At 44.2% G+C, this 15,885-nt stretch carries 9 protein-coding genes; 2 read left to right on the top strand and 7 right to left on the bottom strand.

What is annotated here, in order from left to right:
* Positions 1 to 18: 18 nt before the first annotated feature.
* From G561_RS0100645 to G561_RS0100665, 5 genes are all read right to left on the bottom strand, one after another.
* Positions 19 to 1,617 carry a flavin monoamine oxidase family protein gene (locus tag G561_RS0100645; protein ID WP_028857815.1) on the bottom strand — a complete coding sequence of 533 codons (1,599 nt, stop codon included), beginning with the start codon at positions 1,615 to 1,617 and terminating at the stop codon, positions 19 to 21.
* A 235-nt stretch (positions 1,618 to 1,852) separates the two neighbouring features.
* The gene (locus tag G561_RS0100650; RefSeq protein WP_028857816.1) at positions 1,853 to 3,319 is read right to left on the bottom strand and encodes a cytochrome c; all 1,467 of its coding nucleotides are present in this window, start codon (positions 3,317 to 3,319) and stop codon (positions 1,853 to 1,855) included.
* A 905-nt stretch (positions 3,320 to 4,224) separates the two neighbouring features.
* On the bottom strand, positions 4,225 to 5,946 hold the full coding sequence (locus G561_RS0100655; RefSeq protein WP_028857817.1) for a formate--tetrahydrofolate ligase: 1,722 nt from the start codon (positions 5,944 to 5,946) through the stop codon (positions 4,225 to 4,227).
* Positions 5,947 to 6,000: 54 nt separating this feature from the next.
* Entirely contained in the window at positions 6,001 to 9,087 is a 3,087-nt protein-coding gene (locus G561_RS0100660; RefSeq protein ID WP_028857818.1) for an efflux RND transporter permease subunit, read from the bottom strand.
* 182 nt (positions 9,088 to 9,269) lie between these two features.
* Positions 9,270 to 10,631, bottom strand: a complete 1,362-nt coding sequence (locus G561_RS0100665; RefSeq protein ID WP_028857819.1) for an efflux RND transporter periplasmic adaptor subunit — start codon at positions 10,629 to 10,631, stop codon at positions 9,270 to 9,272.
* Positions 10,632 to 11,179: 548 nt separating this feature from the next.
* Here G561_RS0100665 and G561_RS0100670 point away from each other — a divergent pair.
* Positions 11,180 to 11,656 carry a hypothetical protein gene (locus G561_RS0100670; RefSeq protein ID WP_028857820.1) on the top strand — a complete coding sequence of 159 codons (477 nt, stop codon included), beginning with the start codon at positions 11,180 to 11,182 and terminating at the stop codon, positions 11,654 to 11,656.
* A gap of 253 nt (positions 11,657 to 11,909) precedes the next feature.
* Here G561_RS0100670 and G561_RS0100675 read toward each other — a convergent pair whose 3' ends face one another.
* Together G561_RS0100675 and G561_RS0100680 are read right to left on the bottom strand one after the other, a co-directional pair.
* On the bottom strand, positions 11,910 to 12,635 hold the full coding sequence (locus G561_RS0100675; protein ID WP_051584276.1) for an MOSC domain-containing protein: 726 nt from the start codon (positions 12,633 to 12,635) through the stop codon (positions 11,910 to 11,912).
* A 144-nt stretch (positions 12,636 to 12,779) separates the two neighbouring features.
* A complete protein-coding gene (locus tag G561_RS0100680) occupies positions 12,780 to 13,928 on the bottom strand; it encodes an OmpW/AlkL family protein (RefSeq protein WP_028857822.1) in 1,149 nt (382 codons plus the stop codon).
* Positions 13,929 to 14,394: 466 nt separating this feature from the next.
* Between G561_RS0100680 and G561_RS0100685 the strand changes: the two genes are divergently transcribed.
* A complete protein-coding gene (locus G561_RS0100685) occupies positions 14,395 to 15,819 on the top strand; it encodes an FAD-binding oxidoreductase (protein WP_051584277.1) in 1,425 nt (474 codons plus the stop codon).
* The last annotated feature ends 66 nt before the right edge of the window (positions 15,820 to 15,885 follow it).

Raw genomic sequence — 15,885 nt, forward strand, 5'->3', positions numbered from 1 at the left:
TCAGACAATCGTTGCGTATTACACTGATAGTGCATGTTGGTGTAGGCGTTTTGCTGAATCCAATCCAGACAAAATTGAGCCTTCTTGCCAAGCAGGAATATGTGAGCAATGCTCACCTGCCAGAACAATACGATTATCAATGCTACACAGTGTCTTATAGTGCTGATCTCGGGTTTCTTGGGTCCATACACCATAACAACCTAGAGTCCAAGGCATACGGTGCCACACCATCGAAGTACCAGAGCGGAACTCTTTTAGATACTGAGGGTGAATGTGTTTACCGTAAGCCAGAGCCACTTCGATACGCTCTTCTGGAGTAAGGGTGTTGAACTTATAAGAGGTTGGGCCATAGCCATAGCCGCCTAAAAGTACTCCGCTACCTTGCTTGAACATATCTTGTGAGGGGTAAGATATCTGCTGGATTGGCATATCGGTATAAGTCACCCCTCCATAAATCCATTCATCTTCTTCCCAGAAGCGGCGTTTAAATTCTAGACCCACTTTAAAGGAGGTCTCATAAGGGACAGCCGCCATAGCATCCGCCATTGGCTTAGAGACGTTAATTGGTATTTGGGTCAATACCGACAATGGAATGGTACAAATACAGTAATCAGCACGAGCTGTCTGAGTTGGGCCTGATTCGTTATTACTGTCCACATAGGAGACTGTAACGCCGCTATCATCTTGACGAATTTCAGTTACTTTCGCATTTAGCTTAATTAAGTCCTGACATTCACGAGTGAAGGCATCACCAATCTTACCCATACCGCCCACAGGCTGGAACATAGTCGGGCTATGGCTATAAGTGGTGTGCTGCGCATAGATGTCTTGCCATACTCCAGACTTCAATAAGTCATCTAAAGGCAGAGGGGTAGAGGCCTGTTCATTGGGCATAAGGCCGCCACCAGGATAGACAGAGTAACCGCGATACTTACTGGTAGTGAGACTGCGCTTGTATGTGTAGTCGTTGCTAAGCGCGCCCCAGCCTTTTAGGTTCTCAAGGAGCATCTCTTTGTCTTCACGAGTCACTTCTCGGTCTAAGCCACCCGTATTAACCGCTTTAGACAGCAGTTCCGACACATGACCACGGATATCGTGCTGCACATCGCCTAGACGCTGTGGCACACCGCCGAAGTGATTGGTGCGGTGTAGATAGGCTCTGTTGTTGGTCTGGATGAAAGGCTCTAATGCCACACCGAATTTTTTGCAGTAGTGAAGTACAGCATAGTGGTGGCTAGGAATACGCCAAGGGCCTGGATTAAAGTAGTTGCCTTCTTCGAAGTCACAGGTCACGACTCCTCCGCCAAGCTCAGTAAACTTGTCACCGCCTTTTAGATGCAGACTGCGACCACCGCCTCGGTTTTGATACTCTAAAACCGTTACTTTATAGCCCGCTTTTCTTAACTCATAAGCGGCAGCCAGTCCGGCTAAGCCTGCGCCTAGGACAATAATACTTGCGCCATCTGGGGCGCCTGTAAGCTCCATCTGGCCATTGAAAGAGGACTCTGAAGCGAAGCCTAATGTGGTCATCGCTTGGTACATGGCTGCGCCACCAGCGGTCTTACCAATCATAGTTAGTAGCTGCCGGCGTGTTGGTGATTTAAGGGTATCAATCATCATCTTATCCTTGTTACTTTATCCGCTTGGTGCACCATGAATTGAGTGGTATGCCAAGCGATTTATAGTAAGTTTTTTATTAGTGTCATGTCTGTTCAGCGGCGCTTAATGTTGCCTATCATTAGTTTGTTATATGGCTAAAAAGTGCGCATTGTTGCCCGTCACCTTGTTGCCTGTCAATTTGTTGCCCGTCACCTTATTGACAGTCACCTAGGTTAACAATCAAAGTGTTTGATTAACGACGGCGAATGAACCAACGAATTAGTAGCGCCAATACAATTAGGCCTGCAATGATACCTAAGGCGGCTAGCCACCCTGCATTTTTAACGATAAAAGGGGTTTGGGGTCCTGCCTTTATCTGTTTGGCCACATCATCTGCAGTCACCTTGCTCTCTGGTAAACCACCAAAAGTTGTACGAACGTAGTTAACGATCTCTGCCATTTCTTCAGCAGTTAAGTCATCTTTAAAGCCAGGCATTTGCGGGCGAGTGTTTACCACTTGGTGAATGCCATTGGCCACCACGCTAATAACCGGGGCTGGGTTGTCGCGTCTCAAGCTGGTTAAACCCACAATTGGGGCGTAACCTGCGTCAGGCTGGCCGTAGCCATTGATACCGTGACAGCTTGCACATTCAGCAAGGTACAAAGATTCAGACTTAGAGGAAGCTTTGGCTTTGGCCTCTTTTAGGATGTCCATCTGATCAAGTAGGTTGATGGCAATGTCATCGCTATGCTTCTTAGGTAAGGCAGCCACATTCAATGGCTGAACTGTGTCGGCTGTGGTAACGGCTGGCACCGCTTTTAGGTAACTGGCGATGGCCTTTAAATCTTTATCATTTAAGTAGCGAGTACTGTTCATGACCACTTCGCTCATTGGCCCAGCGGCTAAAGCTTTTTGATGCACGCCGCCATTTCGAAGATAGGTCACAATCTCTTCTTCGCTCCAGCTGCCAATACCACTGGCCTCATCAGGGGTAATGTTTGGGGCATGCCAAGGACCTATCATTGCCCCTGACAGGTAGTTTTTCATGTCATAACCCATGGTCACATTACGCGGGGTGTGACAGGTGCCACAGTGGGCTAGGTTGTCGACCAGATACTGACCATATTGCTGGTTTTTGTCTAAGTTTTCAGCAGTTTTCCAGGTGGGCATATTAACTAAGTTCCAACCTAGCATTAAGCTGCGAATATTGAAGGGAAACGGCAGTTCAGTTTTGTAAGTTGGGGGTTCATCAATGGCTGGCACGGTTTGAAAATAAGCAAACAGTGCAGAGATGTCTTCCTCTGTCATGCCCTTATAGTCAGGGTAGGGCATGGCAGGATAAAGCCTATGGTTTGGTGCCTTACCTTTGATCAAAGCATTTTTAAAATCTTGTTCGGTATAGTTGCCGATGCCATAGCGTACTGAAGGAGTAATGTTGGTGCCATAAATGGTACCCATTGGGGCCTCTACAGCGATACCACCTGAGTAATCCTCTCTATGACACCCCATGCAGTCTGCCTGTCTGGCAATATAAGCGCCACGATTTACCAACTCACTATTGGCCTTGTTATGGGAAGGCATGGCAACAGGAGTAGCACTGGCTGAGCTGAGAGACAGACCCAATAACGAGGCGGTCACTGCTTTACTGGTGAATGATAGGGCCACTGGGTTTTGAAGGGTCGATTTATATAATGATGATAAAGCAGATATAGGCTTCATAACTTCCTCATTTGGCTAGCAAGATAAGCTGGCGTAATGGTTGGATAAAACAACAATACAGCGCAAGAAATAGCTAAGTAAGCGAATGGGTTTAAAGAGATATGAGCAAGAGGAGATACAAATGTAGCAGAGTAGCGACTCTTTAATCCCTTAATTCTCGAAAATCCCTGTAAACGTATTATTAGGCACTGATTCAGAGGTCTAATAAATAAATCTAAGTCACTTAATTTTAATTTTAAGCTGTAAAAGCTGATGTAAGATTCAATAAAATTAGAATCAACATAATAATGGCGATAGTAAGTTAAGCGCATTATTAAGATCAATATTAAGGCTTAACTTAACAAACTCACCCAATCACAAGCTCACCCAATCTTTTCTATGTGAAGATTCTTCGCTTAAAAGACTCTTCTAAATAACTTGGCTAAATGCTGCTGATTGAGCATAAATAATTAAGCATCGACCGAACAGCGGATAGGCAATACAAGGCAATACAATAAGTTATTACTTATAACTACAGTTTTCTTATAACTACAGTTTTCTTATAATTGCATTTAGCTAAGACAAGTTTTCACTAGCTTACTCAAATGCTTGAAATACTTATATTTAGGGCTGTTCAGCGCTTAGATGTCTGTAACCTTACTCAAGTTTATCCGCGATGTAAAACTTAATAACAGTAGTTTAACAATTCATAAACGAATTTACTTTATAGGGCATACATACCCAACAGTCAGGATTTAGGGCAAAAAAATATTGTTTATAAAGTCATTTGACTACCCTAGCAGTCGATTTGACCCAAAAAAAAGAGCACTGGCATAGTGCTCAGTGCTCTGTTTAAAGTAATGCTAAGTTTAGAGTTATGCTCTGTTCAAAATTATGGTCAGTTTAAAGTTAATGAGCATAGCTGATTAAAACAAGCCGACAATATTACCCTCCTCATCGACATCAATGCGTTCAGCGGAAGGGGTTTTAGGTAGGCCAGGCATTCTCATAATAGGACCGCAGATCACCACGATAAAGCCGGCACCATTGGAGAGGCTAATATCACGTACCTGAACATTAAAGCCGGTAGGGCGGCCTAGAAGAGAAGCGTTGTCACTCAGAGAATATTGAGTTTTAGCGATACAAATCGGTAGTTTGTCTAACTGTAGAGATTCCAAACGCTGAATTTTTGCTTTGGCGGTACTGCTAATGTCAATATCATTAGCCCCATATACTCGCTGAGCCACGGTACGGATTTTATCTTCAATCCTCATTTGAGTATCGTAAGCAAACTTGAATTCATCTTGTTTATTGTTAGGACTATTGTCAGCTGCATCGAGTAGCTCGATCAAAGCTTTGGCCAGATCCTCACCCCCCGCGCCTCCTTTCTCCCATACCTGAGTTAGCGCAACCTTAACTTTCAGACGCTTACACGCTTTGCGTACCATCTCAATTTCAGCATCAGTATCGCTTTCAAAGTGATTAATGGCTACGATTACAGATAAACCAAAGATTTCTTGCAAGTTCTCGATATGCTTGGTTAGGTTAGGTAAGCCTTGCTCAAGGGCCGCTATATCTTCCTGTTTCAAGCTGTCTTTGCTAGCACCGCCATTATATTTTAGGGCGCGAATGGTGGCCACGACCACAGCAGCATCGGGAGTTAGACCTGAAAGACGGCACTTAATATCACAGAATTTCTCAGCGCCTAAGTCAGCCCCGAAACCAGCTTCAGTTAACGTATAGTCAGCCATATGTAGTGCAGTGCGGGTGGCAATGACTGAGTTACAACCATGAGCAATATTTGCAAAAGGTCCTCCGTGTAAAATAGCAGGGTTGCCTTCAATGGTTTGAACCAAATTAGGCTTTATGGCCTCTTTCAATAAGGCGGTCATGGCGCCATGAGCATTTAAGTCTTTGGCATAGATGGGCTTTTTGTCTTTGCTATAAGCCACTAAGATATCACCCAAACGCTGCTTTAAATCGGCCAGGTCTGTGGCCAGACAAAAGATAGCCATCACCTCTGATGCCACAGTAATATCGAATCCGCCTTCACGCATGACCCCATCTGTGGTATTGCCTAAACCACTCACAATGTTACGCAGTTGGCGGTCATTCATGTCCATTGCTCGGCGCCAAAGGATTTGTTTTGGATCGATATTTAGAGCATTGCCTTGATAAATGTGATTGTCAATCAAAGCGGCCAATAAGTTATTGGCCGCCCCTATGGCATGCAAGTCGCCGGTGAAGTGTAGATTAATGTCTTCCATAGGCAATACTTGAGCGTAACCGCCACCCGCAGCACCGCCTTTAATGCCAAATACTGGACCTACTGACGGTTCACGTAGCGCAACAATGGTACGTTTTCCATCTTGGTTTTGTTTGTGCACTCGGTTTAGAGCGTCGGTTAGACCGATAGTTACGGTAGTTTTACCTTCACCAGCAGGGGTAGGGTTGATGGCCGTGACCAATACCAATTTGCTGTTTTTTGATTTTGGTGGTTTGGCAAATACGTCATTGGGATTGATTTTTGCTTTATAGTGACCATAAGGCTCAATCTTATCTGCGGCTAAACCCAGTTGTTCAGCAATTTCTACAATTGGTTTCAGGGTTGCTTTTTGGGCAATCTCAATGTCGCTTGGTACGCTCATAGTTAACTCTCGGTTCGTTTGTAACATAAAAAAAACTAGTTAAAGGGTTAGTGATTACTCGGTTTTACCATGCGGACGTAGCCATTTAGCAAACCAATTAGAAATATCATCCATAAAAGTATAAACCATAGGAATGACAATTAAACTTAAGAAGGTTGAGGTGAACAGTCCCCCTAATACCGCGGCTGCCATAGGACGGCGAAAAGTAGAGTCGACATCTCCTAGACCAAAGAGTAAAGGCAACATGCCTGCAGCCATCGCTATGGTGGTCATGATAATAGGTCGAGCCCGCTTACGACAAGAATCTAGAAGAGCGTCAAAACGATTCAACCCGTGTTCTTTTTCGGCCAAAATGGCATAGTCCACCAACAAAATAGAGTTCTTGGTGGCAATACCCATCAGCATGATAAAGCCAATCATTGAGGGCATGGATAAGCTACTTTTGGTCAACACCAGACCCACAAAAGCACCGCCAATAGATAACGGTAACGCCATCAAAATGGTGAAGGGCTGAAGCACCTTACCAAATAGTAAAATAAGCACGCCAAAGATACAGATAATGCCGACAGAGATGGCAATCACGAAGCCACCAAACAATTCAGACATACTCTCAGCCTGACCTTGGTCGATGATTGAAATACCTTCCGGGATATTGCCTTCTTGCAATGATGGAATTGATTTCACTGCTTCTACTAGGCCCCCTAACTCACCGCCTGCGACTTGGACGTTGATGGTAATGGCCCGTTCTCTATCAAAACGTAGGATTTCAGAAGGCCCTGTACCAAATGATAGGTCAGCAACTTCACCCACTCGAGCGCCTGTAGTTCCTGAGGTTGGAACATATAAATCTGCCAGCTGGCTGACATTGTTTTTTGCTTCTTGTGGTAAGCGCACCACGATAGGCACCTGACGCGTATCTAAGTTAAGCTTAGACAGTCGTTGTTCATAATCACCTAAAGTAGCCACACGTAAGGTATCAGCGACACCTTGGGTGGTGGCACCTTGATCGGCCATGGCAATGCGATTGGGAACAATTGACAGCTCTTGACGTGGCAAGCTACGGTTACTGGTAACACTACCTGCTTCAGGTAAAGAGCGAATCTCATTCATCACCTGCTGCGCCATTTGCTCTAATAGCTCAGAATTGGTACTGGTCAGCGCAAAACTATAGCCAGATTCACCGCCACTAGATAAGCCGATATCAAATCTTGCACTTGGGACAGTGGATAAAGCGTCGGTGATTTGGCGCTCAATCTCTATTTTACTAGGACGTGTTCCGCGCGGCTCAAGCACAATATCCACACTAGCAGCATTAGAGACGCTACCAGAGCTAGAGGAGGAGTCTAAGCTGGCTTGTTGAGGATCACCCACCACACTTAAGATACTTTTCACCCCTTCAATTTGAGATATTCGATCTTCAACCATTTTAGTAATACGGCTGGTATCTTGTAAGCTGGCATCTGGGGTGAGTTCGATACCGACTCGAGTCTGGTCAATGTCATTTTCTGGGATAAAAGTGGTCGGTAGCAGCTTCACTAAAGTCAACGAGGCTGCAAACAGTAGTAAAGTAGTGCCTAAGGTAATCCAGCGGTGACGTAGGGTCCATCCGACTGTTTTTAAATAAGCCTTCATGATACGACCAGTCTTTTCGACACGCTCCTTTTCAGGACGTAGCACATAAGCGGCCATCATAGGGGTGATTAAACGGGCTACCATTAGTGATACAAAAATAGAGATGGCTGCTGTCCAACCAAACTGACGGAAGAATTGTCCAACGATACCGCTCATAAAGGCGGTGGGCAAAAACACCGCAATTAAAGTAAAGGTTGTGGCGACTACCGCCAAGCCAATCTCATCTGCCGCTTCCATTGCAGCCTGGTAGGGGGTCTTGCCCATGCGCAAGTGACGTATGATGTTTTCTACCTCTACAATGGCATCATCGACCAATACTCCCACCACTAAGGACAGTGCTAATAGACTAATGAGGTTTAAACTAAAGTCGAACAGGTACATACCTAAGAAGGTAGGGATTACCGATAAGGGTAGAGCAACTGCCGCGACAATAGTGGCACGCACGTTACGTAAAAACAGGAATACCACTACCACGGCTAACAACCCGCCCTCAATCAACATTCTAAGCGAGGCTTTATAGTCCTCTTCAACTGGGGTAGCCCGATCGAATACTTTGGTTATGGTATAGTTAGGCATATCTTGTTGTAGCTTAGCCAATTCTTCATCCACCAGTTTTACGATTTCCACTTCACTGGCGCCACGGGAACGAGTCACATTAAAAGCAACCACGGTTTCACCGTCTAATTTGGCAATAGAGTTGGGCTCAGCTGTGCCATCGGTAATGGTTGCTATCTCACCCAGACGATGAGTTCCCCCTGTGGGTAAGGCAATTTGTAAATCATTAAGCTCTCGAGCACTCTTAACCGCACCCAAAACACGAATGTTTTGTTTGCTACTGCCCACCTCTGACTCACCGCCTGAGCTGTCTTGCTGAATGCCGGTGATTTGTTCTGACAGCTGAGTAATGGGTAGTTGTAGGGCATTAAGACTTATGGGATCTACCTCAACACTGATTTCACGCTCCAGACCTCCAACGCGGCTTACGGTACTCACACCTTTGATATCAGACAGACGCTTGTTAATAGTGTCATCGACAAACCAAGATAAGTCCTCAGGGCTAACCCCATTGGCAGCTACGGTATAGGTAACAGCAGGCAGACCAGCAGTGGTAACCTTAGTTACGATAGGGTCATTGGCGGCGGCGGGCAAGTCCCCTTGGACTTCCCCTACTGCTGAGCGCACATCGTCTACAGCTTCTTGAATGTCCTTTTCTAACACGAATTCAGTAGTCACCGTAGCCGCCCCAGTTTGGAGCGTAGTGTTCATGTGCTTCACACCCTCGATGCTGGAAATCTTGTTTTCAATCTTTTTAGCCACATCATTTTCTAGCTGGCTAGGGGCGGCGCCAGGCAAAGTCACAGTGACTACCACAGCGGGCAGATCAATATCAGGGAACTGCTGAACCTTCATTTGCATAAATCCATAGATACCACCAAGGGTCAGTAGTATGAATAGAAGAATGGCAACTAGAGGGTTTCGAATGGAGTATGCTGAGACATTAAGGCTCATAGGGGGCATCCTGCTTGGAGAAATATTTCAAAATAAGAAAGGAGCGGCGAAGCAAGAGTAGGCGAGAGCGCTGGGCTATCCATTAACAAACAAGCCATTAACAAACAAGCTTTAATTTTTTAACAGATAACCTGCCAGATCTCACCTTCCTAAGCTCAGTTAAACTATAACTATAACAATACTTATTCAGCTTTAGCCGATTCAGGGTTGGCAACGGTCACAACGTCACCGTCACTTAAGAAGCTACCACCTTGGCGTACTATATTGGCTTCTCCCTGAAGCGGCTCTAGTAGCACCACGCGGTCTCCTTGACGCTCGCCAAGCTTGACTTTGACTCGGCTCACGCGATAAATAGTTTTACGATTTTCATCTTTCACCGCTTTAACTTGCATCACATAATCGTAACCATCTTGAGTAACCACTGCACTGACTGGAATGGTAGATTTAGCATCGCTACCCAACTTGAAGGTACCACGTTGATACATACCCGCTCTGGCATTAGGGTGTCTAGCTAAAGAGGCATAAATAGTAATCTGACGGCTGCCATCTTCTGCGGTAGGTGAAATACGACTAACTTTACCCATAACGCTCTTATTGTTTGGTAAGCTAACTTCAACGGGGGTGCCCACATTTATTTCCCCAACTTTATTGGGATCTACCTGTGCTTGCCACTCAAGCTTACCTTCCTCAATGATGGTGAAGAGAGGCTCCGGACCAGGCACACTGCCCACGTTAGCCGATTTTTCACTAATAACCCCACTGACAGGGGCGGTTACCTTGGCGTTTTGCATATCAAGGTTTTGATTGTTTAATCGAGCCCTTGCAGCCGCTACCGAGGCGGCAGCTTGGTTGGCAGTAGCGACGTAGCGATCGGCCTCTTGTTGGCTTATGGCATTGATATTTAACAAAGGAAGAACTCGATCAGCATCGCGCTTGGCCAATTCATAGCTAGATTCGGCCTCTGCCAATTCCGCTTTGGCTTGAATCAGTCGCTGCTGCATTGCATCAGTATCAAATATAGCCAACACTTGCCCTTTTTTGACTTGATCACCTTCTTTAACCAAGACTTTATCAATGGCAACCCCGCTAACTTTACCGCTTACTGTCGAAGTAGTCTCGGGACTAATGGTGCCATCTGCGCTTAAATCCTTAGTCACATCAGATTGAGAGGGGGTAACCGTCTCTACAGTTAGCACCGGCTTTTGGTTCATCCCAGTTTCAATCTCAGTAACTCCTGTAGCGGTTCCCATTTGCGCAGAAACCGATCTTTCAGCCTCAAGATCATTGCCTTCAGTTTGTTTTTTACCCCACATACGGCCTGCGAACAAGCCAATGGCCAACGCAACCAAAATTAGAGGTAATACCCAAAGCCAATTCGGCTTCGACTTAACCGCTTCTGCACTATAGGGCGTATAAGCAGGCCCTGTATCGGTTGTAGAGGTTTCCGGATTAGGCGAGGTATCTTTAGCATCGCTTGTGTTAGTAGTAGCGGCGCTTGGAATCTCACTAGGTTGCTTGTTATTAGGATCAGAGTTATTAGTCATATCAGTCTCGCAAACACATTGGTTTGGATAAATAAAAAAATAATTTAAATTATACGTTAAATACACACTTTTTGTTTAGAGTGATATCGTACTAAATTTTTTACTGTCATTGTGAATGTTATCTTAATTAACAGGAGGTTTGGCTAGAGTTTAGTTAGCTAGGTTTTACTTGGGGAAATGAAAATTAATTTTAGCTAATAAGTTGTGTGTGTTATCTATAAGCTATGATTTATATGGGTTTATGTAATAGGCTTAAATTTTTAAACTATGAAACTTATTAACAACAGTTATGCAAAGAACTAGGGTGAGGATATACAACTTACAAGAAGAACTTTACAAATCCATTATTAAAATATTTTTTTTGCTCTCTATACTAGGGTTAGTTAAGACTTAAAGAGTGTTACTTTGATTATAGAAAATAACTTTATATAACATATTTCAGTTATATCACGTATATCACGGAAATGCGAAAGAGTGAAAGGCAAAAGAGTAAGGACTCAATTAGCTGACTGACTCTAGCAGTTTATAATGATTTTTGGAGAATAATAATGCAAATTAATGATAAGCAAGATCTTTCAAAACGTACAACAAACCGTCTTATATTTTCAACTTTAGTGGCTGGTGCATTGGCTATTTCTGGTACCGCTTCAGCGGCTCCACAACCTAAAGATGCTCCTAATGCGCAGGCTAATATTGAACAAGCTGAAGCTGAGAGCACTTTACAACAACAGGTTGAAGACGAAGATGGTGAGTTATTGGCGACACAGCCAGGACAAGTAGCAATAGATGAACAGGCCACCGCTGAAGCGTCTGCTGAAGACATGGCACAAGTAGCAGAAGCTGCTGCGCAACCAGCGCCCGCTAATATTGATACTACCCCTACTTTAGTTGGAGAAGCTGGAGGTAATATCGAAGCTACTCCTATAACGCTACAGCAAAAAGTGAAAGATAAGCGAGGTGAGTTACAAGCCACTCAGCCGGGTCAAGTTGAGGTGCAAGAGAACCGCCGCGTTAGAACCCAATAATTAACCCAATAATTAACCCAATAATTAACCCAATAATTAACCCAATAATTAACCCAATAATTAACCCAATAATTAACCCAATAATTAAAGGGTTATCTCATCCAAGGGAATTAAAAGAGAGGATTATTTATCCTCTCTTTTTTTATGCCCTCCTTTCTATACAGCTATTGTAATAGCTGTCTTAGTCTTAGGTAACAACTGCTCCTAAGAGTAGCCAAAAAAAATTGTCCTAAAGTTAACTCTAACAAAGCCCTTAAATTTTTTTCGCTAATACTTTTTTCCAACTGTCCTCCAAGCACTCAATGGCCAACCAAGGCTCTATAATCTGCTGGCTAATTTTTTGCTTGTAATTGGCCAGTGCCCAGAGCTGCTGCAGATTAGCAAACGGATAGGGGCGATGCACAAGATAGACAGGCAGTCCATTTTGTATAATTCCGTCTTTTACCACTTGATAGTACCACCCTGAAATACCTTGGCTAGTAATCCATGAAGCAATGTTTCTGTTACTGGCAGTAGGCCCAATTTGATCGTTGATTTTGTAACAAGGTCTTCTGGGTTGAACCACTCTTAGTTGAACACATTCCTCGGCTTCTCCGAACTGATAAATATCGCCAATACAGACAGTGGCTTCCGTCATCTCCGCGTAGCCATCAATAGCAGTAGTGGTTAAGTTCTCGCCCAATAAGCCTATATCTAGCTTGAGATTAAACTCGCTATTAAGCTTATGGTAAGTGGCGCTGCTCATTTGATGTACTGCCTTTAAATGCCCGCCATGATGGCGCCTGTCAGCCTGTTCATCAGTGACCAGCCCTAGGTAGTTGACAGCTACAGGGGCTGTAATCGGCGTTTTATTAATAGCGCTGAGCTGCTCACGGGTAAAGGGCATCGCCTTACCGGTACGTACACACTCTAGGGTAGCGATATGCAGGGGGAGATCAGGGGAATGGCTTAACTGTGATGTTGAGAAGGACTGGGTCATAATAAATACTTCACTTTCAGTAAGTTGTTGTCTTTTTACTATAGCAAAATGTTGACTGCTTACTTTGAGTATTTAATCAAAGCGCATAAAAAAACGCACTGTTTAAAGTGCGTTTTTTTAACAATCTAAAATATGGCCGGTTTATTAGAAGCGGTAACCCACACCCAGATAAGTAATATAAGGATCGATATCGATATTAGATTTGGCTTCGATTAGCTGATCGCCTTCCTTATTTCTCACAGTAATGGTGGTGTCACTGTCTAGCTTGGCATAGCTAATTGAACCTACCGCAAACCAGTTTTCATCGAAGTCATAAGTGGCACCAACGTTAATAATAGGCGCCCAAGCACTGTCTGCCTCAACTTTAACGCGCATGTCAGCCACACCAGCATCTTTGTTTTTACGGATATCTTCTTTAGAACCTAACGCAGCACCAGCTTTGTCGTTGTTAATTAGCTCCAATCGACCAGCTGCGATTTGTAAGTCTTGGCCAATGCCTTTATTAAGTTTAATATCATCAAAATAGGCGTACATCACACCAGCGCCCACATAAGGACGGAATTTATTCACTCCAGGTTTACCAAATTGATATTGCACTAAGGCAGCCGGTAGCCAAGCACGTGCTGTAGAAGCCACTCCGCCACCACGGGTCATATCTGTGATTTGAATGTCATCTTTAATATCGAAATTACCCACTAATGTTTCTGCTGCACCTGAGGGGCTGACTGTACCTTGGAATGGAGCAATGACTTCGCCTTTGCCTAAGATATCAACCTTAGGCGGAATACCGGCTTTTAATTCTACACCCCAGTGATCATCGACATAATAAGTAAATAGCATGCCTATAGTATCAACGGTATCTGACTCAAGCCCGGTACCTGGAGTGGCAAAGTTTTGTAAGCCATTAATGGTTGTTTTACCTGAAAAATTTAAACCTAAGCCTCCTATATTCGATAAATCAGTGTCATCTCCTTCACCTCCGAGAAGGCCTGCAGCGTCTAGACCATTTTTAATTTCTTGAACTCTAGCCTCACCTTGAGCGGGATCTATCACACCTTTTACAGCACCGACGGTAACACTACCATTTTCAGATATTTTGCCATCACGGATTGCTGTGGTATTTTTGACAGGGGTAGCTTTACCTTGTGGCTCAGCATGTAGCCAACCAGCCGAGATAGAGTAGCGCTTAAAACCATCATCTCGAGTCTTAAAGTAATCAAAGGCAGCGGTGGCAGACTGACTGAACAACATTGGAACCGCCACAGCGCAGGCAATGGAAAGGGTCTTTTTCATGATACATCCTTGTATAAAAGAAGATTACAATATTAGTGATAACCAAACAGACTAATAGGATACTTAGGGGTAAGTATATTTAGGAAAGGACCGTCTATGTTATAAAGGAAATTATAAGTAGAAGCTTTGAAAACAATGACGTAACTGTCAAGCCACTACGCCTAACGTCCTTGTAGATATCCTTTATTACTTGAAACAATTGTTTATAACAAAGTGTTAACTTATTAATAAATGTTTCAATAACAACTTCATTCTAGAAAACTTAAAGCACATAGTCAATCTACAAATCCAAAATAGCGGGCAAAACTTCTTATAAAATAAATGTCTTATAGATTTAAGCATAGCAGCAACTACGGGTTGTAAGTTGAAAGTAGGCAGACGATAATTAATAAGATTTTATGTGACAATAGCTTATAACTTCCATCAACCGATGACATAAACCACTAAAAACATATAGGTGAATTGCATGAGTGAAAACTCCAACGTAGGTTTAAAAAACTTCGAAAAAAAAGATTACGCTGAAGCTCTGAAAAAGCTGGAAGCCTTATTTGGTAATCAATTGAGTAAAAATTTAACCACTCGTCAGCAGCACGCCCACACCATGACTTGGTTAGAAAACCAGCCTGCCGATGCAGTGCTTGTGGCTCATGACAAGCAAGACGTTGCCAAAGCAGTTGCTATCTGTAACGAGTATCAAATGCCAGTGATTGCCTTTGGTATTGGCTCCTCCTTAGAAGGGCAACTGAATGCGCCTTATGGTGGCTTATGTATCGATATGAGTGAGATGAATGAGGTGCTTCAGGTCAATAATGAAGACCTAACGGTAACGGTACAGCCTGGGGTTACTCGTGAGCAGCTCAACCACTACTTGCGTGATACCGGATTGTTTTTCCCAATTGACCCAGGTGCTAACGCGACTATCGGCGGTATGGTGGCGACTCGTGCTTCGGGCACCAATGCGGTGCGCTATGGCACCATGAAAGATGTGGTATTGGCATTGGAGGTGGTCACCGCAGAAGGTAAGATTATCAAAACCGGTACCCGTGCCAAAAAATCAGCAGCAGGCTATGATTTAACTCGGTTAATGATTGGCTCAGAGGGCACTTTGGGTATTGTCACCGAAATTACTCTAAAATTATTTGGTATTACAGAATGTGTGGGCAGTGGTATCTGTCATTTCCCAACGGTTGAGGCAGCGTGTGAAGCCACGATGATGACCATTCAGATGTGTCTGCCCATAGCTCGTATTGAACTGCTAGATACCTTGCAGGTCAAAGCGTGTAACCAATATTCCAACCTTAATTTAAAAGAGATGCCCACTTTGTTTGTTGAATTTCATGGCAGTGAAGCAGGGGTAGAAGAGCAAGCCCAAATCTTTAGTGATATCGTTGAAGAGTGCGGCGGCTCAGATTTTGCTTGGGACAGTAACGAAGAGGAGCGCAAGAAGTTATGGCACGCCAGACACAATGCTTATCCGGCCAGCTGCGCGCTACGTCCTGAAGCCAAAGCATTATCTACCGATGCTTGTGTGCCGATCTCAAGACTGGCCGAATGTGTCAGCGAAACCGCCAAAGACATTGAAGCTTCCGGCATGATAGGTCCCATTGTCGGTCATGTGGGCGATGGTAACTTCCACGTATTATTGCTAGTAGATACCAATAACCCTGAGGAGGTGCAAACCGCAGAGGACTTGGTCGGTCGTCTAGCAAAACGTGCCATTGATATGGACGGTACTTGTACCGGGGAGCATGGTATTGGTCAGGGTAAACAAAAATACATGCAACATGAGCATGGCGAAGCAGTACTGCTGATGCAAGCCATTAAGCAAGCTTTAGACCCGAACAACATCTTAAATCCTGGTAAGATTTGGCCTGCCAAATTAGGGGCCTAAGCGCTTAAAGAGCTGAGTGGGAATCGAAGCTAGCATAATGATATTGACATATTTAAGTCGTAGCAT

Origin of the sequence: Psychrobacter phenylpyruvicus DSM 7000 = NBRC 102152, from assembly GCF_000685805.1 — a bacterium.
GTDB classification, from domain to species: Bacteria; Pseudomonadota; Gammaproteobacteria; order Pseudomonadales; family Moraxellaceae; genus Psychrobacter; species Psychrobacter phenylpyruvicus.

Excerpts from the sequence above, each read along its gene's own strand:
- G561_RS0100645 (WP_028857815.1), bottom strand. The coding sequence starts at position 1,617 with ATGATTGATACCCTTAAATCACCAACACGCCGGCAGCTACTAACTATG.
- G561_RS0100650 (WP_028857816.1), bottom strand. The coding sequence starts at position 3,319 with ATGAAGCCTATATCTGCTTTATCATCATTATATAAATCGACCCTTCAA.
- G561_RS0100655 (WP_028857817.1), bottom strand. The coding sequence starts at position 5,946 with ATGAGCGTACCAAGCGACATTGAGATTGCCCAAAAAGCAACCCTGAAA.
- G561_RS0100680 (WP_028857822.1), bottom strand. The coding sequence starts at position 13,928 with ATGAAAAAGACCCTTTCCATTGCCTGCGCTGTGGCGGTTCCAATGTTG.
- G561_RS0100665 (WP_028857819.1), bottom strand. The coding sequence starts at position 10,631 with ATGACTAATAACTCTGATCCTAATAACAAGCAACCTAGTGAGATTCCA.
- G561_RS0100670 (WP_028857820.1), top strand. The coding sequence starts at position 11,180 with ATGCAAATTAATGATAAGCAAGATCTTTCAAAACGTACAACAAACCGT.
- G561_RS0100660 (WP_028857818.1), bottom strand. The coding sequence starts at position 9,087 with ATGAGCCTTAATGTCTCAGCATACTCCATTCGAAACCCTCTAGTTGCC.
- G561_RS0100675 (WP_051584276.1), bottom strand. The coding sequence starts at position 12,635 with ATGACCCAGTCCTTCTCAACATCACAGTTAAGCCATTCCCCTGATCTC.
- G561_RS0100685 (WP_051584277.1), top strand. The coding sequence starts at position 14,395 with ATGAGTGAAAACTCCAACGTAGGTTTAAAAAACTTCGAAAAAAAAGAT.